The 17,891-nt window shown below is 61.6% G+C and carries 20 protein-coding genes and 2 tRNA genes; 11 read left to right on the top strand and 11 right to left on the bottom strand.

Annotated features, from left to right (window positions below; genetic code table 11):
* Window positions 1–5: 5 nt before the first annotated feature.
* Together PAF12_RS07350 and PAF12_RS07345 are read left to right on the top strand one after the other, a co-directional pair.
* Entirely contained in the window at window positions 6–851 is an 846-nt protein-coding gene (locus PAF12_RS07350; protein WP_271109515.1) for a DUF6544 family protein, read from the top strand.
* 170 nt (window positions 852–1,021) lie between these two features.
* Complete coding sequence (locus tag PAF12_RS07345) at window positions 1,022–2,443, top strand: tyrosine-type recombinase/integrase (RefSeq protein ID WP_271109514.1); 1,422 nt, start codon at window positions 1,022–1,024, stop codon at window positions 2,441–2,443.
* Window positions 2,444–2,551: 108 nt separating this feature from the next.
* Here the strand turns inward: PAF12_RS07345 and PAF12_RS07340 are convergent, their stop codons facing one another.
* The 7 genes from PAF12_RS07340 to PAF12_RS07310 form a co-directional block, all read right to left on the bottom strand.
* On the bottom strand, window positions 2,552–3,394 hold the full coding sequence (locus tag PAF12_RS07340; protein WP_271109513.1) for a hypothetical protein: 843 nt from the start codon (window positions 3,392–3,394) through the stop codon (window positions 2,552–2,554).
* Entirely contained in the window at window positions 3,391–4,083 is a 693-nt protein-coding gene (locus PAF12_RS07335) for a hypothetical protein (protein ID WP_271109512.1), read from the bottom strand. The genes PAF12_RS07340 and PAF12_RS07335 overlap by 4 nt, the downstream gene beginning before the upstream one ends.
* 395 nt (window positions 4,084–4,478) lie before the next feature.
* The gene (locus PAF12_RS07330; RefSeq protein WP_271109511.1) at window positions 4,479–4,958 is read right to left on the bottom strand and encodes a BRO family protein; all 480 of its coding nucleotides are present in this window, start codon (window positions 4,956–4,958) and stop codon (window positions 4,479–4,481) included.
* 510 nt (window positions 4,959–5,468) lie between these two features.
* Window positions 5,469–6,077 (bottom strand): recombinase family protein, encoded by a 609-nt coding sequence (locus PAF12_RS07325; protein WP_271109510.1) that lies wholly within the window; start codon window positions 6,075–6,077, stop codon window positions 5,469–5,471.
* A gap of 530 nt (window positions 6,078–6,607) precedes the next feature.
* A tRNA-Ala gene (locus tag PAF12_RS07320) sits at window positions 6,608–6,683 on the bottom strand.
* 144 nt (window positions 6,684–6,827) lie between these two features.
* Window positions 6,828–7,226 carry a DoxX family protein gene (locus PAF12_RS07315; protein WP_271109509.1) on the bottom strand — a complete coding sequence of 133 codons (399 nt, stop codon included), beginning with the start codon at window positions 7,224–7,226 and terminating at the stop codon, window positions 6,828–6,830.
* A 67-nt stretch (window positions 7,227–7,293) separates the two neighbouring features.
* On the bottom strand, window positions 7,294–7,620 hold the full coding sequence (locus PAF12_RS07310) for a TIGR02300 family protein (RefSeq protein ID WP_271109508.1): 327 nt from the start codon (window positions 7,618–7,620) through the stop codon (window positions 7,294–7,296).
* 85 nt (window positions 7,621–7,705) lie between these two features.
* Here PAF12_RS07310 and PAF12_RS07305 point away from each other — a divergent pair, with 85 nt between their 5' ends.
* From PAF12_RS07305 to PAF12_RS07270, 8 genes are all read left to right on the top strand, one after another.
* On the top strand, window positions 7,706–8,389 hold the full coding sequence (locus PAF12_RS07305; protein ID WP_271109507.1) for a M48 family metallopeptidase: 684 nt from the start codon (window positions 7,706–7,708) through the stop codon (window positions 8,387–8,389).
* A gap of 30 nt (window positions 8,390–8,419) precedes the next feature.
* On the top strand, window positions 8,420–9,076 hold the full coding sequence (locus PAF12_RS07300) for a GntR family transcriptional regulator (protein ID WP_271109506.1): 657 nt from the start codon (window positions 8,420–8,422) through the stop codon (window positions 9,074–9,076).
* Window positions 9,077–9,127: 51 nt separating this feature from the next.
* Window positions 9,128–10,873: an arginine--tRNA ligase gene (gene argS, locus PAF12_RS07295; protein WP_271109505.1), complete on the top strand. Its 1,746-nt coding sequence runs from the start codon at window positions 9,128–9,130 to the stop codon at window positions 10,871–10,873.
* Window positions 10,874–10,936: 63 nt separating this feature from the next.
* Complete coding sequence (locus PAF12_RS07290; RefSeq protein WP_271109504.1) at window positions 10,937–12,067, top strand: SPOR domain-containing protein; 1,131 nt, start codon at window positions 10,937–10,939, stop codon at window positions 12,065–12,067.
* Window positions 12,064–13,059 carry a glycoside hydrolase family 3 N-terminal domain-containing protein gene (locus PAF12_RS07285; protein ID WP_271109503.1) on the top strand — a complete coding sequence of 332 codons (996 nt, stop codon included), beginning with the start codon at window positions 12,064–12,066 and terminating at the stop codon, window positions 13,057–13,059. Before PAF12_RS07290 ends, PAF12_RS07285 begins: the two co-directional genes overlap by 4 nt.
* Window positions 13,060–13,210: 151 nt before the next feature.
* Window positions 13,211–13,936, top strand: coding sequence for a ScpA family protein (locus PAF12_RS07280; protein ID WP_271109668.1), 726 nt, complete (start codon window positions 13,211–13,213; stop codon window positions 13,934–13,936).
* Window positions 13,933–14,577: an SMC-Scp complex subunit ScpB gene (gene scpB, locus PAF12_RS07275; RefSeq protein WP_271109502.1), complete on the top strand. Its 645-nt coding sequence runs from the start codon at window positions 13,933–13,935 to the stop codon at window positions 14,575–14,577. Before PAF12_RS07280 ends, scpB begins: the two co-directional genes overlap by 4 nt.
* A gap of 3 nt (window positions 14,578–14,580) precedes the next feature.
* Window positions 14,581–14,802, top strand: coding sequence for a hypothetical protein (locus tag PAF12_RS07270; RefSeq protein ID WP_271109501.1), 222 nt, complete (start codon window positions 14,581–14,583; stop codon window positions 14,800–14,802).
* Here the strand turns inward: PAF12_RS07270 and PAF12_RS07265 are convergent.
* The 4 genes from PAF12_RS07265 to ihfA form a co-directional block, all read right to left on the bottom strand.
* On the bottom strand, window positions 14,783–15,862 hold the full coding sequence (locus PAF12_RS07265; protein WP_271109500.1) for a 2'-deoxycytidine 5'-triphosphate deaminase: 1,080 nt from the start codon (window positions 15,860–15,862) through the stop codon (window positions 14,783–14,785). The two genes, PAF12_RS07270 and PAF12_RS07265, sit on opposite strands and share 20 nt — an antisense overlap.
* A 54-nt stretch (window positions 15,863–15,916) precedes the next feature.
* Window positions 15,917–15,994, bottom strand: a tRNA-Pro gene (locus PAF12_RS07260).
* Between the two features lie 84 nt (window positions 15,995–16,078).
* The gene (locus tag PAF12_RS07255) at window positions 16,079–16,822 is read right to left on the bottom strand and encodes a MerR family transcriptional regulator (RefSeq protein WP_271109499.1); all 744 of its coding nucleotides are present in this window, start codon (window positions 16,820–16,822) and stop codon (window positions 16,079–16,081) included.
* A gap of 1 nt (window position 16,823) precedes the next feature.
* Complete coding sequence (gene ihfA, locus PAF12_RS07250) at window positions 16,824–17,126, bottom strand: integration host factor subunit alpha (RefSeq protein ID WP_271109498.1); 303 nt, start codon at window positions 17,124–17,126, stop codon at window positions 16,824–16,826.
* A 254-nt stretch (window positions 17,127–17,380) separates the two neighbouring features.
* Between ihfA and dps the strand changes: the two genes are divergently transcribed.
* Window positions 17,381–17,854 carry a DNA starvation/stationary phase protection protein Dps gene (gene dps / locus PAF12_RS07245; RefSeq protein ID WP_271109497.1) on the top strand — a complete coding sequence of 158 codons (474 nt, stop codon included), beginning with the start codon at window positions 17,381–17,383 and terminating at the stop codon, window positions 17,852–17,854.
* Window positions 17,855–17,891: the final 37 nt, after the last annotated feature.

The following is a 17,891-nucleotide window of genomic DNA, read 5'->3' as shown; positions in this document are numbered from 1 at the left end:
GGGCGATGATTAAATATCCATTGATCCTGATCGGGCTGATCGTTCTGGTTGTCGCGGTCGGTTTCTGGCGCGCGGGCCGTGAAAATGCACGGCTTGTGGCGGAGGATGTGATCGGGGAAACCGAGGTGGTAACGATCGACCTGCGTCCGGAGGTTTACGCCGATCTGCCGGCCCCGGTGCGCCGCTATTTCGACTATGCTTTCAACGGCCAGACAGAGGTCACGCTGCGCGCCGTCGAGTGGCGGGAGGCCGGGGATTTCCTGCTGCCGGTCGGACAATTCACGGCAAAGGGGCGGCAGGTCAATCGCCCCTCATCCCCGGTCTACGCCTGGACCGGCACATTTTATCGCTACGGTCTGCCGATGCTGGAAAGCCGCGACGCCTATTTCCTCGACCGCCATAATATGCGCGCCAAGCTGGCGGGCTGGATGAAGGTCATGCAGACCGATTATGAAGACCCGAGCGAGGTTGCCTCGCTCCACAGCTATCTGACGCTGCGCTACTACGGTCAGGCCCCGCTGATGCCATGGGCGCTTCTGCCGAACGAATACGTGGCGTGGGAACCGCGCGACGACAGCTCCGCCCTGCTCAGCATCACCCGCCCCGGTCTAGAGGGCGCTTATATCGTGCGCTTCGGCAGCGACGGCCAGATCGAGGAAATGGCAACCGACCGCCTGCTGATGGAGGGCAACAACACGATGCAGTTCGAAACGGGCCGCAAGCTCGACTACCGGAATGTCGGCGGTTTCATGGTGCCGACGCGGATGGACTACCGCTGGACACTGGAGGACGGCACGCTGTCGAGCCACTACCAGTTTTCAGTGAGCGGTATGAAGGTGATAGCGGAGTAGGGGCGTGCGATCTGGCTTTTGCCGATAAGACAATGTGCGGATCTGCGGAGTTTTTTTTGGTGGAGCCAAGGGGAGTCTACACGAAGTTGCGATAACCCGTTAAAACCCTTGAATTATTGGACTTTATCGGAAAGAAATTGGTCAGAATGGTTGGTCAGAATGGGTAACAAGTGGCGGGACGAAGCAAGAACGCAGGGCGGCGTCTTCTGACGCTCAAGGGCAACCGCTGGTGGTTCCGCAGGGAAATCCCGGAGGTGATCCGAAAGGCTGTCGGCAGGGGCAGATATTGGCAGGTCAATCTGCGCACGGGCGATCTGCGAGCCGCCCAGAGGATGCGCGATGAGCTGGAACGAGAGACCGCAGAGACATTTGCTGCGTTCCGTTCGGGGGAAGTAATCAGCCCCGTCACATTGTCCGCCCGTGAACAGGGTGTCGTGTATCGTGAAGCTATCGCCGCCGCCGAAGACGATCAGCAGCAAGGACCGGATGACTGGCCGGGCATGTACGACATTTCCGTGGAGTCGGCAGAGGCGACCGCAGAGGCTTTCAGGAAGCCCGCAGAGCGTGAAGCCTTCCTGTCCGCCCTGCATGGCTATGAGCCTGTAGACGCTCATCTGGAAGCCTATCTGAGGCTCGCCAAGGTCGCCCCGAAGACACGCAAGGAACGCGCAGGGTTGATCGGCAGAATGGCCGCATGGGCAGCAGGGCAGACGCCTCGCGCCCTGACCTTGGACCGGATAGACCGGCGACAGGCTGGCCGCTATGTCTCTGAGGTCATCGACAAGATGCACCCGGCAACCCAGACGAAACACCTGACAGCCCTGCGTGGATATTGGAAGTATCTCGCTTCCCGTGGTCTCATTGACTTGCCGCCGGGTGAACCAAGGGGTGCAGGGTGGCCGTGGAATGACCAGCAGCTAGAGAACAAGGGCAAGCGTGTCGAGCGCGACAGCAAGGAAGCTGAGGAACGCGCCTTCACCGAACAAGAGGTCAGGACATTGCTGCATTCCCCCGATCCTGCACGGATGCGTGAAGAACATATCCCTGCCATCCGGGATGCTCTGACGATCTCGCTTCTGTCCGGGATGCGGCTGGCTGAGATTGTGTCGCTCTGGGTCGAGGAAATCCGGGAAGGGCCAGACGGGGTTGGTCTCGTCTTTGACATTCAGCAGGGCAAGACCGATGCAGCGCCGCGCCCTGTTCCGGTCCACCCCGATCTGACAGCAATCGTTCAGCGTCGAATGGTCGGCAAGACCGGCAAGGCGTGGTTGTTCCATGAGTTGGAGAAAGAGCGCGATCCGTCAGACACTTTCGGCAAGCGGTTCGCTCGCTTTCGCAAGCAACTTGGCGTTGACGACATGCAACCCGGCAAACGCCGCAGCCTCGTCAACTTCCACTCTGCCCGCCGCTGGTTCATCACTCAGGCGCGACATGAGGGGCAGCCGAGAGAGACCATAGCGGATGTGGTCGGGCATGTGCCGGACAAGAAAGACATGACTTTCGGCGTCTACACCCGTGGCGCTTCACCGGCCCAGATGCGGGCATGTGTGGAGGCCGTGAGGTTGCCTGAACGCCAGTGGCTGAGCGCCTAGCGGCTGAGCGGCTTGTCAGGGGGTGAGAGGGGCGACCTTCGCCGCCCGTCTCTGAGGGTCCAAAAACACGCATATGCGTGTTCCTACTACGTGCGTATTCTGAGGGTGTCAGAAGGCAGGTTCTTCCTCGTCCTGCGCTTCGTCGGCAAGCCCTTCGTGGTCCATGTCATCGCCTTCACGGGCAAACTCAAGCCACTCGTTCAGTTCCCCGCCGTGCTGATATTCGCACAACTCATTGAACCGCTGGTCGCCAAGGGCATCCAGAACCGCCCTGTTGACCGCCTCAGCGTCCCTCAGAATGGGCATCTCAGGGTGCTTCCTGCGATCCAGCAAATCCCGGATCATGCCGGTCAGTTCCTTGGTTGCCCGTTCCCGTGCCTTGTCGGTCATCGGTTGCCATCCTTCATCTGGTCCATAGGGTTCCTCGTGCTGGTCTCGTGACCACCCGCCTGTCGGTTCCTCGCCGCGTTCCTGCATGAGCGTCCACCTTGCCCGCATCTTGTCCACGACACGGCCAGAGACGGACGCCAGCCGGGCCACCTCATTCACCTTGAAGCGAGGCTTCACGGGTTCCCTGACAAGCCGCCAAGCGGCATCCATCCGTTCAGCCTGTGAGAACGGCAGGACATGCCTCGTGTTCTCTTTCAGGGCCACGGCAAGGGCATCCTTGCGCGTCACTTGAAGGATCACAGCGGGGATCGGCCCGGACCACTTGGCGGCATGATACGCGGCGATGCGGTGCAGACCATCAAGCACAGTCAGCTTGCTGTTCGCTTGTGCTTCGGGGTCAACCCAGAGCGTCACGGGATCGAACGGCTTGCCGCCATTCCGCCCCAGAGCCTGAACCAGATCGGCCTTGTGGTGCCGGTCCACTCCGCCCCAGCGGAAACAGAAGTCACCGGGGCGGCGGTTGATCCGCCCCAAATCAATCATCTCGACCGTCATGCTCATGCTTCTCCGTTCGTCTGGTGGTGGCGCTGTTGCTGGTCCGCTTCGCTGGCGGGGATGCCGTAATCCTTCCCGGCACATGACTGACGCAATGCAGCCTGTTCCCGGATCAGTGCCACACTGTCGGTCTTCGCCGTCTTCTTCCCCCCGTCAGTCCAATTTGGACTGCCATTGAGGTATATATTGGACCGGCGTAGGTTCAGCGGGTTGTGGTCCAGCGTCCGGGCTTGCTGTCCGGGCTTGGCGTTCACTATCAAGCGGACGACAGCCGTTTTCCCGGTGGAAGCCGCGCTTCGCATAGGCACGTTCGTCATCACCTGACCGTCAGTCCGTCCATTCCCCTTCCCGACAAAGCGCCACGCGTTGATTGCGCCCATCTCCAAAAGGTCCAGCCAGATGCCAAGCTCAATTTGCGCCCAGACTTTCGCACCGGGGCGGCGCGGGTCATTCATCGGCACGTTGACGATAATGCTTGTCCCATTTTCGATGGTAAGCTTTGCGTCCCTGCGCTGCTTTCCCGCCGTGCCTATCACTCGGCTCGCCTGATTTGCAGATAGGTGGCACGTCTGTAACGCGTCTATCCGCTCAAGGTATTCATCTAGGGTTTCAACGCCGTGGCTGTTCGCAAAGCGTTCCCGGATGATCTGGTTGGCTAGATCGCGGACGAAGTCGCTGTTATGGAAGTGTTGCATGAGGAAAATCCTTCACAATTAGGGGGATATGAGAAAACCGCCACGGCATGATGACCGGGCGGCGGTTGAGGGGGTGGAAGATCGTCGTCGCTATCAGCGGCATTCAGCACTGGCGTTCAGATACCGATAGATGAGGTGATGAACGCTAGTGCTGAACGTGATGGATGAGCGACGATATGTCCTAAGAAGAGGGGTTATCGGCTTCATCGGAGAACGACGACAATAAATCCTAGGACAGGCCCTAATTGATTCGCCCGCACAGACTCAGGAAGACACCACAGAGAGCCATCACGTCGTCCCGCTAGGTAACAGCCGGGATTTCATGAAGACTCTGACAGGCCCGATCAGTGCCTCTGAGGGGCATCGTCCCGTTCCGCCTGCCCGCTGAGGTCGCTTCAAGCCGGGGTAGAGCTGCCGTTCCGAACGCTGGCGATCAGACGTTGCCTGTCGTAATGGCATCTACCGCAGAAGTTCTGAGGGTGTGGAAGGCCAGATGGGTTGCCGCAGCAAGACCCTCTTCGCCTTGGACGTAAGAGCCCGTCTTGCGGATGGACGGCAGGACCGTACCCGCGACCCAATCTTGAGCGCCGCTGGCGCGGCTGGAACGGCTTGGCCTCCGGCTTGTTGGACCGCAGGACGAGCTTGTAGAACCCCGCTTCGTTGACGAGCTTGTTTGCCCTGCCGTGCTTGGGGCGGAGGCGGGTTTCAGTAACATCAGTTTTATTGACGTTACTCAGCGCCATAGACATATTTCCGATGCCCAGCACGTCGAGTACATCGCGGGCAACCAGCCAAGGTTCCCCGTCGATGCTCACGGTGCGGATCGAGTGCTTGTCCAAGTAGGTGAAGGCGGTGATTTCATGAGGGGTGGACATTGTAGTGTTCCTTTCTCAGTCTGTTCGAGAACGGATAATGACTTGTCCAGTGGAAGCAGCTTTCTTACTGCCAGATTAAGATACTGGTCAGCCTCGTTGAAGCCGCGCTGATCTTCCATCGCAATTCCTCGTATTGCAGCCATCAGAAATTCCACCGCAAGTGTCATTTCTTCCAAGCGATGATGTTCCTTGTGGTTGTCTCTCATGGTGTTCCTCATGCTGTGCTAGGTGATGCAGAAAGGGGCATCACAAGCGGAATCATGAATCTACATAAAACGCATGTAAAGCAATAACTTAGTTCCCATATAGGAACTGACGCATTAGATATTTGTGACATTCCAGAAAGATCAGATGGTTGCTCGATTTGGCACACTTATCTAACGCGGAAAAAACACAGATGGACCGACATACTGTTGCAGATATGTCACACCGCAGACCACACGGACAGTATCGCTCCGACCACCAGCACACCGTTAATAACCCAAGGGGCAATCTCCAAGATCGTCATAATCATGCCGCTGCTTCCTTTCCACCGCCGTCCTTCGCGTCATCGGCGCTCTCGCTGAGTATCCGATAGACACTCGCCCTGCCGATCTTCAACCGCTTGGCGATCTCGGTCCCGCCGACACCCTCACGGTGCAGCCTCAGCACATCTTCCGTCTTCGCCCGTGCCGTGGGCTTCCGGCCCTTGTACTTCCCTGCTGCCTTCGCCTTGGCGATCCCCTCCCGCTGCCGTTCCAGCATGATTTCCCGCTCAAACTCAGCCACGCCACCCAAGACCGTCAGCATCAGCTTCCCGGTCGGTGTGCTGGTGTCGATCCCCATGTTCAGGATGCGCAGAGCCGCACCCTTCCCCGTCAGCACCTCCAATATCTCCAAGAGATGCGCCACAGAGCGGGCCAGACGGTCCAGCTTGGTCACCACCAGCGTGTCACCCGTGCGGATGAAGGCGAGCGCCTCAGCGAGTTCTTCACGCGCTTTCACGTCCACCGACGACACCTGTTCGATGAACAGCCGGTCACACCCGGCGGCTCTGAGGTCTCTTTCCTGCCCCTCAAGACCAGCCTTCTGGTCCAAGGTGGATGTTCTTGCGTATCCTATCAGCGCACCAGTGGTCATGTCTCGGGGTTCCTCTGCATCTGTCCCATAAGCATCTTAGACGTGATACCAAAGACTGTCCCAAAATGTCAACACCATTCTAATGGGGCGGAAATCAGGGTGCCGTGAGACGACTCACTAGACCTTGCCCTAACGGGACAGCAGGGATGTGCAGAGGGTGCGGGAAGGGATGACGCAGATGCTGAGCGCCTAGCGGCTGACGCAGCAGAGTTCAGAAGGTGAGCGGGACCGGCGACGGAGGAACATGCCCCACCTTCCAATCAACCGCCCATCTGCGCCCATGAGAACGGGACGGCATCCGGGGGGAACGCGCTTGCGATACCTGTCGAGGTCGGGGCCTCAGAAAATTTTGTCAAAATATTGCCGGGCAAGACGGACGAAGAACAGGGCAGGATGGTCCGTAGAATCGTCCTGTCATCCGCTCTGCCGGAAATTGGTCAGAATGGTTGGTCAGAATGGTCAGAAAGCCTTCCCGGCATCTTCCCGTATCTCGCTGAATTGTAAGGGAAAATCAGGAAAAACAGAATCACTGGTGGAGCCAAGGGGAGTCGAACCCCTGACCTCTTGAATGCCATTCAAGCGCTCTACCAACTGAGCTATGGCCCCACCGGAGGTCTGCGTGGGCGCGGTGCGCCGTTGCGTGGGCGGTCTATATGGGGTCGCATCACGGGGCGCAAGGGGAAATTCGTGCAGTGATGGAAAAAGAAAGCGCCGGGGCTTGGGTGAGGCCCCGGCGCGAGGTGATGCGGATCAGCGGTCGCGGCCGGCGCGGGCATCAAGGCTCCACGGGCCGGGGCCCGCAAACACCAGATACAGGAAGATGAAGCAGAACAGGATCGCCGCGTCGCCGCCGTTCAGCGCAGGCACCCAGTGACGCGGGGCGTGGGCCATCCAATAGGCGAAGGCCATCAGGCCGGACAGCACGAACGCCACGGGGCGCGAGAACAGCCCGACAAACAGCAACGCACCGCCGATCAGCTCCAGCACACCGGCGAACCAGAAGCGGGAGAAGATTTCAGGAAAAGCCCGGTCGCTGGCCGGGAAGCCGATGATTTTCTGGCTGCCATGCGCAAAGAAAACCGCGGCGGATACCATCCGCAGGACGCTGCGCATTTGCGGGGCGAGCGCGTTCAGAGTTTTGTATTTCATGGGCTTATCCCTGTTTTAGATCTGATATGTCTAAAACGGGGATAAGCAATATTGGTTGCGAATGCAATCAATCTTCGTCGTCGCCGGAGACATCCGCGATGTCGTCAAGTGACACGTCATCATCGTCGTCGTCATCTTCCAGCAGGTCGTCATCGACGCTGCCGCTGTCGTCGTCATCGTCCAGATCGTCGTCGATCAGGTCGTCGCTCTGATCGTCGTCATCCTTGGATGCGGTCTTTTCGGATGTCAGCGACCGGCCGCGCCCGCTGGTCAGGCTTTCCAGCGTGAACTCGGTATTGCAGACCGGGCAGGTCATCGGGTCGTTCTGCAGGTCGTAAAAGCGCGACCCGCAATGCGGGCACAGGCGCTTCGTGCCCCATTCCTCTTTGGGCATGGTATTCTCCTTACGCCGCGGTTAGGTAAATCCGCGTTCCCCTGCCACAAGCCTGACAGGCTGTAAAGTCCTATCCTTTCGCGTGATGAACGAGCAGATCAAGATTGGCGATATTGCGGTTTCGGTGCGGCGCAATGCCCGCGCCCGCCGGATGACCCTGCGGGTGCCGCGTGCGGGCGGGGATGTGGTGCTGACCATGCCGCCCCGGATGAGCCTGTCGGAGGGCAGGAATTTCGTCGCCTCGAAGGAGGATTGGCTGCGGCGGACCGTCTCTGCCATGCCGGGGCCGCAGATCGTGGCGGAAGGGGCGCGGCTGCCTGTCGGCGGGACCGAGGTCACGCTGAGCGTTATGCCGCTGCGCCAGGTCCGGCTGGAGGGCGATGTGCTTTATGTCCCGCAGGGCAGGGCGGTCGGGGCGACGGTGCAGGCGTGGCTGAAACATCGCGCCCATGCGGCGCTGCGCGAGGCTGTGGATCGTCATGCCGGACATCTCGGTCGCCAGCCAAGGGCGATGACTTTGCGCGACACGCGGTCCCGCTGGGGAAGCTGCACGGCGGACGGGCGGCTGATGTTTTCGTGGCGGCTGGCGATGGCCCCCTATGCGGTGCTGGACTATGTCGCCGCCCATGAGGTCGCGCATCTGGCGCATATGGATCACTCGCCGCGTTTCTGGGCGCAGGTCGAGGCGCTGATGCCGGGATACGGGGTGCACCGGCATTGGCTGCGCGAAAACGGCGCCGGATTGCAGGCGTGGCGTTTCAAGGATTGACCCTGCCCGGATTTGTGATCACATGACCGGATGAGCGCCGCACGTCCCGCCGATCCGACCGCACATGAGCGGCTTTACCGAAATTTGCGGGCACGCATCCTTGTCGGCGAACTGCCGCCCGGTCAGGCGCTGACGATTCGCGGCATAGCCTCCGAGTTCGGCGTCTCGATGACCCCGGCGCGAGAGGCGGTGCGCAGGCTCGCGACCGAAGGTGCGCTGACGCTTTCTTCTTCCGGGCGGGTGACGACGCCGGAATTGTCGCTTGAGCGGATCGAGGAACTGGCCGCACTTCGCGCCCTGATCGAGCCGGAGCTTGCCTCCCGCGCCCTGCCGCGCGCGCATTTCGCCCTGATCGACCGGCTCAGCGCGATGAACAACGTCATTGCCGAGGCTGTGATGCGCAATGACGCGGTCGGCTATATCCGCAGCAATCTGGATTTTCACCGGGCGCTTTATCTGCGCGCGCAGGCCCCGGCGATGCTGGCGATCCTTGAAACCGTCTGGCTGCAGCTCGGCCCGACGATGCGGGCGCTTTACGGCCGGGTGGAGCGGAATAGCCCGCCACGCCATCACCGGATGATCATCGCGGCGCTGAAAGCCGGGGATGAACCGGCGCTGCGCCTCGCCATTCGGGCGGACGTCACCCACGGGCTGCGTCACCTGACGGCAGAAGCGCCGCCCCGTTGACCTTTGACCCGCTGCGGGGCTATCGCAGGCGGGAACAAGCGGAAGATGAAGATGAACCTCTTTGCCGAAATCCACGGTGTCGTTCTGGACGCCCTGAACGCGATGACCGAGGCGGGCGAGCTGCCCCAAGGTCTGGATATGAAGAATGTCACGGTCGAGCCGCCGCGAGATCCGGCGCATGGCGATATGGCGACGAATGCCGCGATGGTGCTGGCCAAGGCGGCGCGTGCGAAGCCGCGCGATATTGCGGAGGCACTGGCGGCGCGGCTGACGGGCGATGCGCGGATCACCTCGGCGGAGGTGGCGGGGCCGGGTTTCATCAATCTGCGGCTGGACCCGTCGGCGTGGCATGCTGTCGTCAAGGCGGCGCTGACCGCACCGGAGGCTTATGGCCGTTCCGCCCTCGGGCAGGGGGTGAAGGTGAATGTCGAATTCGTCTCCGCCAACCCGACCGGGCCGATGCATGTCGGCCATACGCGCGGCGCGGTTTTCGGTGACGCGCTGGCAAGCCTGCTGGATTTCGTGGGCTATGACGTGACGCGCGAATACTACGTCAACGATGGCGGCGCGCAGGTCGATGTGCTGGCACGCTCCGCATATGAGCGTTACCGGGAGGCGAACGGGCAGGAACCCAGCATCGCAGAGGGGCTTTATCCCGGCGACTACCTGATCCCGGTCGGCGAGGCGCTGAAGGAGAAATATGGGGATACGCTGCTCGACAAGCCGGAAGAGGAATGGCTGGCCGAGATCCGCGACTTCGCCACCGAGGCGATGATGGGGATGATCCGCGAGGATCTGGCATCGCTGAATGTGAAAATGGATGTCTATTCCTCGGAAAAGGCGCTGTATGGTTCGGGGCGGATCGAAGCGGCGATCGAGCGGCTGCGGGCGGCAGGGCTGATCTATGAGGGCGTGCTGGAGCCGCCGAAGGGCAAGCTGCCCGATGATTGGGAGGCGCGGGAGCAGACGCTGTTCCGCTCGACCAGTCACGGCGACGATCAGGACCGGGCGGTGATGAAATCCGATGGAAGCTGGACCTATTTCGCCCCCGATATCGCCTATCACTGGGACAAGATCGACCGGGGTTTCGACCAACTCATCGACGTGTTCGGCGCCGATCACGGCGGCTATGTCAAACGGATGCAGGCGGCGGTTCGGGCCTTGTCGAACGGGCGGGTGCCGCTGGATGTGAAGCTGATCCAGCTGGTGAAGCTGTTCAAGAATGGCGAGCCGTTCAAGATGTCAAAACGCGCCGGCACCTTCGTCACCTTGCGCGATGTCGTCGAACAGGCGGGCCGCGATGTGACGCGCTTTCACATGCTGACCCGCAAGAACGACGCGCCGCTGGATTTCGATTTCGCCAAGGTGCTGGAGCAGTCCAAGGATAATCCGGTCTGGTACGTCCAATACGCCTCTGCCCGGGTGCATTCGGTGACGGCGCGCGCGGCGGAGATGGGCGTGGATGTGTCGGACGCCGCCCTCGCCGGGGCCGATCTGTCCGCGCTGACCCACCCCGCGGAGATGGAGCTGGTCCGCAAGCTCTCCGAATATCCGCGCCTGATCGAGGCGGCGGCAGCCGCGCATGAGCCGCATCGGGTGGCGTTCTACCTTTACGATCTGGCCGGGTCGCTGCATTCGCTGTGGAATCGCGGCAATGACGAGACCTCGCTGCGCTTCATTCGGGACGGTGATCCAAAGGCCACATCGACAAAAATAGCGTTACTGCGTGCAGTTGGCGTTGTCATTTCGTCAGGTCTTGCTATTCTTGGGGTGACTCCGGCCAAGGAAATGCGCTGACAAAAGTGCCTGGCCGGTCTCGGGCAGTAATCAACAGCCGGAAAACCGGCAGGCAGGCATCGTATGGCAGTAACCGATTTCGGCTCGCGCCGTTTTGCGGAATTCGCGCCCCGTCAGGCGCGTGAATACCCCTATCAGCACCAGGCTCAGGACGATTACGACGATGAATATGGCTGGGATGATGAAGATCATGCCTATGCCGATGACTATCCTGAAAGCCTTGGTGTCCGGTTGGGACGGATTTCCCATTATATTGGCGCGCTGGTTTCCGTCGCGCTGCTGATCGGGCTGGTGGCCTGGGGCTACAAGCTGGTGGCGCGCGACGTCTCCGGCGTCCCGGTCATTCAGGCGCTGGACGGCGAGGCGCGGACCGCGCCCGATGATCCGGGCGGAGAGCTTGCGCGGAATGGCGGGCTTTCGGTGAACGAGGTTGCGGCGGGTGTGAACCTGCCCCCGAACGCCGAGATTGCCATCGCCCCGGCACCGACCGGGCTGGAAGATGACGATATGCCGATGGGTGAGTTGGCCAATGCCGCTGCCCTTGATGCGATGGCTGAAGATGTCGCGCCGCCGATGCCGGAATCGACCATTGTTGCGGTGTCCGATGCCGACGCGGCCTCCGGGCTGGCGGCGGAGATCATTGGCGAGGATACGGCTGCCCTGTCCGAACTCGGGATCGTCGGTGCCGAGGATCAGGCGGCGGAGATGATGGACGAACCTGCCGCTGAAGCCGCCCCGGTTGCCGCAATTGCCGCGACCCGCCCGGCACGCCGTCCGGCTGCCATCGCCGCGCGTGCGCAGGCCGCGCCTGCAACTGCAACTGCGACCGAAACCGTTGCCGCAACCGAAACCGCCGAGGCCGCCCCCGCCGCACGTCCCGAGGAAGCCCCGCAGGCTGTGGCAGAGGCCGAAGCGCCCGAACCCGCCCCGGCACAGGTCGCCTCCGGCGCGCCGCTGGTGCAGATCGGCGCATTCGATTCCGGCTCTATCGCGAACAGCGAATGGGGACGGATTTCGGGCCGCTTCTCGTCGCTGTTCTCCGGCAAATCGCCGGTTGTCCAGACGACGGAACGGAACGGCCGGACCTTCTATCGCCTCCGCGTCGCGGGCTTCGATTCACGCGACGATGCCCGCCGCTTCTGCGCCGCGCTGATCGCGGAAGGCACGGATTGCTACCCCGCCACCGCGCAATGACGACTGCTGCCATATTCGGGCTTTTGGGCACCAAACTCACCAAGGCCGAGCGGGATTTCTTCCGCTCGGCCGATCCTTGGGGGTTCATCCTGTTTGCCCGGAATATCGAAACCCCGGACCAGATTCGCCGCCTGACCGGCGATCTGCGCGATGCGGTCGGACGGGACGCTGTGATCACAATCGATCAGGAGGGCGGGCGGGTGCAGCGGATGCGCGCGCCGCATTGGGCCGAGTGGACACCGCCGCTTGAGGATGCCGAAAACGGATCGGCGGCGCTGCGTCTGCGCTATCGGCTGATCGGGCAGGAACTGCGCGCGGTCGGCATCGACAGCAATTGTGCGCCGACGCTTGATATTGCCTCCAACGAAACCCATCCATTTCTGCAAAACCGCTGCCTTGGCCGGAATGTCGCGGATGTCGTTTCGCATGGCCGTGCCGTGGCAGAGGGGCTTTTGCAAGCCGGGGTGCTTCCGGTGATGAAGCATATGCCGGGTCATGGCCGGGCGCGCGTCGACAGCCATTTCGAGACCCCCGCCGTCGCCGCGCCGCTGGCCGAATTGGCGGACACCGACTTCGCCCCGTTCCGCGCCCTGAACGATCTGCCCCTGGGGATGAGCGCGCATATCCGGTTCACGGAACTGGACGATGCCCCGGCGACCGCCTCCGCCCGCATGATCGGGATCATCCGCGATGAGATCGGCTTTGACGGGCTGCTGATGACCGACGACATCTCGATGAACGGGCTGAGCGGGAGCATTGGCGAACGCAGTGCGGCGGCGATTGCGGCGGGTTGCGATCTGATCCTGCATTGCCACGGCGATATGGGCGAGATGGAGGAGGTCGTGGCGAATGCAGGCGCGATGACATCAGTCGCGCAGCGCCGTGGCGATGATGCGCTCCGCCAGCGCGCGGCCCCCGATGATGTTGCTGCCGCAGAATTGCTGGCCGAATATCGCGCATCTGGCGGGCGTGTCGACTGGCCGCAAGCTTGACTCCGCAGGGTCTAGCCCCGATTCTGCCGTCCTGAGCATCCCGAGGCATCGTTTGACCGACAACGTCACCCCTTTGCGCCCCAGACACCGACAGGAACCCCTCGCGCCGGAGGTTCTCGCGTCGGTCGAGCAGCGGCGCAGTGAAGAAACCCTGATCGTCGATGTCGATGGTTACGAAGGCCCGCTCGACCTGCTGCTGACGCTGGCGCGGACGCAGAAGGTCGATCTGATGCAGGTCTCCATCCTGCAACTGGCCGAGCAATATCTGGGCTTTGTCGAGCAGGCTCGGAAGCTGCGGATCGAACTGGCGGCGGATTATCTGGTCATGGCGGCGTGGCTGGCCTTCCTGAAATCCCGCCTGTTGCTGCCCCCCGACCCGGAGGAGGAGGGCCCCTCGGCCGAGGAACTGGCGGCGCATCTGGCGTTTCAGCTTGAGCGGCTGGATGCGATGCGCAAGGCCTCGGCGCGGCTGATGGGGCGCGACCGGCTTGGCCAGACGAGATTCGTGCGCGGCATGCCCGAACAGATTGCCCGCAAGCGTAGTGTGACCTATGATGTCGGGCTGATCGACCTGATGCGCGCCTATGCGCGGATCAAGACCAAGGACGAATTCCGCCCCTACGCCTTCGACCGCAAGGATGTCTACACGATGGAACAGGCGCTGGACCGGGTCCGGCGGCTGATCGGCTTTGCGGGCGACTGGACCTCGCTGGCGGATTTTCTGCCCGAGGGCTGGGGTGCGGGAGAGCGTGGCCGGTCCGCGACCGCTGCCACCTTTGCCGCGACGCTTGAACTGGCGCGCGAAGGCAGGCTCGAAATCCGTCAGGCGGAGATGTTCGCCCCCATAGCCATCCGGCGGAGAAGCGACACCGAATGAGCGACGATTTCTCCCCCCCGCCGCTTGAGGAGCAGGAGCGGATGGTGGAGGCGATGCTGTTCGCCTCTGCCCAGCCGTTGAATTTGCGTGATCTGGCCGACCGGATGCCGCAGGGATCGGACGCGGCGGAGGCCGTGGCCCGGCTGCGCCAGCGCTATGAGGGGCGGGGTGTGGAACTGACGCGGGTCGGTGACGCTTTCGCCTTCCGCACCGCGCCGGATCTGTCCTTCCTGATGCAGACCGAAACCGTGGAGACGCGCCGCCTGTCGCGCGCTGCGACCGAAACGCTGGCCATCATCGCCTATCACCAGCCGGTCACCCGCGCCGAGATTGAAGAAATCCGGGGCGTGACCACCTCCCGCGGGACGCTCGATCAGCTGATCGAACAGGGCTGGGTGAAGATCGGGCGGCGGCGGATGACGCCGGGCCGGCCGGTGACATTCGTCGTGACCGAAGAATTCCTCGATCATTTCGGTCTGGAAACCGCGCGCGACCTGCCGGGTCTGTCGGAACTGCGCGCGGCAGGGCTTCTCGACAGTCGTCCGCCGGGAGAATTTCCCTCTCCGGTTGCAAATTCGGACGAGGAAGACGATATTTCGGATGGTATCCGCCCCGGAGATCTGTTCGGAGAAGAGGAATAGCCCATGAATATTGACCGAATTATCAGTATGGTCATTCGCCGGATTACCTTCCGCGCAACCGACGCGGGAATCAGCAAAGGGATCGAGTTGCTGTCGCGACGTGGCAAGCGCGAGGCTGACATGACGCCGGAAGAACGCCAGCAGGCGGCCAAGACCAGCCAGGATGCCCGTCAGATGGCCAAGAATACCCGCAAGGCCATGCGGGTCACCCGGCGGATGCGCTGAACTGCTTGGCCAGTTTCAGCCCCTGTCCCTGATAATTCGAGGCGATGTCCTGCCCGTAAAGCCGTTTCGGCGGGGATGACATTTTCTCGTAAACCAGCCTGCCGACCACCTGCCCATGCTCAAGCGCAAACGGCGCTTCATGGCAGCGCACCTCCAGCACGCCGCGCGCGCCCGCACCTGACGCGCCGATGCCGAAACCCGGATCGAAAAAACCGGCATAATGCACCCGGAACTCCCCGACCATCGCAAGATACGGTGCCATTTCAGCCGCATAACCCGCCGGAATTGCCACGGATTCGCGGCTGACCAGAATATAGAACGCGCCGGGATCGAGGATCAGCCGCCCATCCGTGCTGTGCAGCGAATCCCAGAATTCTCGCGGATCATAAGCCCCGATCCGGTCGAGATCGATCACCCCGCTATGCGGCTTTGCGCGATAACCGACCAGATCGCCCCCTTCGGGGCGCAGATCGACGGAGAAGCCGAGCCCCTGATCGATCAGCGCCGTACCGCCGACCAGCGGCGTCTCCGCGTGCAGGGACCGCAAGGCGTCGTCGCTGAGAACCGCATGACCGCGCCGCAGCCTGAGCTGGTTCAGCCGCATGCCGGGCCGGACCAGAACCGAGAAACTGCGGGGACAGATTTCCGCATAAAGCGGCCCGTCATAGCCATCCGGCAGCCGGTCGAACTCCGTCCCGTCATCGGTGATGAGCCGTGTCAGCAGGTCCAGACGTCCGGTCGATGATTTCGCATTCGCCACGGCAGATAGCCCTTTCGGCAGGCGCAGACGCTCCGCCAGCGGGACCAGATAGACGCAGCCTTTCTCCAGCACCGCGCCGCCGGAAATATCCATCCGGTGCATTTCGAAATCGGCCAGCCGATCCTCGACCCGCTGCCCCTTGCCGGGCAGGAATGACGCGCGCAACCGCCATGCCGCATGCCCGAGACGAAGATCGAGGCTGGCCGGCTGGATCTGCGCGTCGATGATGGGGGCAGAAGCCGAAATCGCGCCGTCAGCGATCAATCCGCGCAGGTCGCTGTCAGGAAGAACGCCGTTCATATCACCCCCCGGATAGGCGAACACCCACCCCGGATGGGATGGGCGTTTCGGTATTGGTCGGGCTGGCGAGATTCGAACTCACGACCTTCCGTCCCCCAGACGGACGCGCTAACCAGGCTGCGCCACAGCCCGACGCAGGCCATATAGGGCGAAGCGCGACCCGGACACAAGAGGCTGAAACAGAAAAAACCGCTTCCGCAGAAACCACGCCGGATGTCAGGCGCGAAGCGAGGCGCGAACCTCTTTCATGCGGGCGAGAACCGCCTGCGCCTCAACCGCGGGAAGGGAAGGCGTATCGCGCAGATCAATGCAAATGCTGTTCAACCGTCCAAGCCAGACGCTGCCGCTTGTGGTGTCGGCAAGCGGGGTTGCGGTGCCGTTGACCTTCGCAGCCGTCCGTTCCGGCTCGGCGGGCGATTGTAGCTCTGCGCTGACCGAAGCCGGTTCTGATGCGGGCTGAGGGTCTTCGTGCATATCCGGGAACAGGGGCAGCGTGTCCTGCATGTTTTTGGGCTTTGCCTTTGATTTTTTTACCGATTTTTCGCCATTCAATTTAGACGCGGCAGATGCCTGTTTCAAGTCGCCTTCGTGAACTGCGCCATTTCCCGCCAGTTTTCCGTTCGCGACCCCGTTCATCTTCTGCGCCGGTGCAGTGGTGTCGGCGTCAAGCGCGAACTCCCCGCCCAACCGTGCCGCGCCGCGTATCTTCAGCGACGCCCCGCGATCGGACGACATCTGCTTCTTGGCACCGCGTATCGACATGCCATCCTCGCGCAGAAGCTCGCAAAGCCCTGCTGCGATGCGCAAATCGTCCGGGCGGTAATATCGCCTGCCGTCGCGGCGTTTCACCGGGGAAAACAGCGGAAACTGGGTTTCCCAATATCGCAGCACATGAGGTGCAACCCCGACCAGTTGCGAGACCTCGCCAATAGACCGGAATGCTTGCGCCGCTTTTTTCATGTCACTCTTTATTCCCGACTGCGACACGATCCTTCATCAGATGCGAAGGCCGGAAGCTCAGCACGCGCCGAGGTGTGATCGGAACTTCTTCGCCGGTTTTCGGGTTGCGTCCGATACGTTCGTTCTTGTCGCGGACAGAAAACGTCCCGAAAGAGGAAATCTTGACTTGTTCACCGCGTACCAGAGCGTCCGAAATATGGGTCAGTACGGTCTCGACAAGCTGGCCGGATTCATGGCGCGACAATCCGACTTCACGGAACACGGCTTCGGCCAGGTCCATACGGGTTAAAGTATTTTCGCTCATCATATACCTCAATTGTCTGTGGTTCAGATTGATTTCTGCTTTTGGTTAAGTCAACGGATCAGGCTGCGGTTCCGTTCCGTCAAAAATTTAAAATCTTCGGTTTTTATAGGATTTTTTTATCCTTGCCGTTGTGAAACCACCTCCCATATTGCCAGTGTTTTCCGGCATACGCACCGGGCTGCGGAACTTTCCCGCAGTCGGAAGGTTGCCGCGTCGGGAATATTCGTGATTTTGGTTAACATTAAGGATGTATCATGGCGGTCAATCTGAAAAACCTCACCGACAACGCGCGCAAAACTTCCATCGAGTTGCTCAATGCCCGCGTCGCGGATGGAATCGCGGTCAGCCGCGCGCTGAAACAGGCGCATTGGAATGTGAAAGGGCCGGGTTTTATCGGCTTTCACGAGCTGCTTGATACCGTCAAGGCGCATATCGATGACGGCGTCGATGAAATGGCGGAGCGGGTGCAGCAGTTGGACGGGACCGCGATCAGCACGCTTCAGGACGTGGCCAAGGCGACCTCGCTGAAGGCCTATCCGACCGATCTCGTTTCGGTCGATGACCACGCGAAGGCAATTGCCGATATGCTGCGCGAATATGGCGGCAAGATGCGTGAGGCGATTGATACCACCGATGAGGCGGGCGATCCGAATACCGCCGATATCCTGACCGCAGCGTCGAATGCGGTCGACAAGGATACCTGGTTCGTCGCCTCCTATCTGGGCTGATCTGCCGGGAAATGGCGGGAAAGGGGCGCGCGCTGCG

The organism is Paracoccus sp. SCSIO 75233, from assembly GCF_027912675.1.
In the GTDB taxonomy this organism is placed as follows: Bacteria; Pseudomonadota; Alphaproteobacteria; order Rhodobacterales; family Rhodobacteraceae; genus Paracoccus.
The sequence above is the reverse complement of the archived record's forward strand: the minus strand, read 5'-3'. Positions and strand labels throughout refer to the sequence as shown.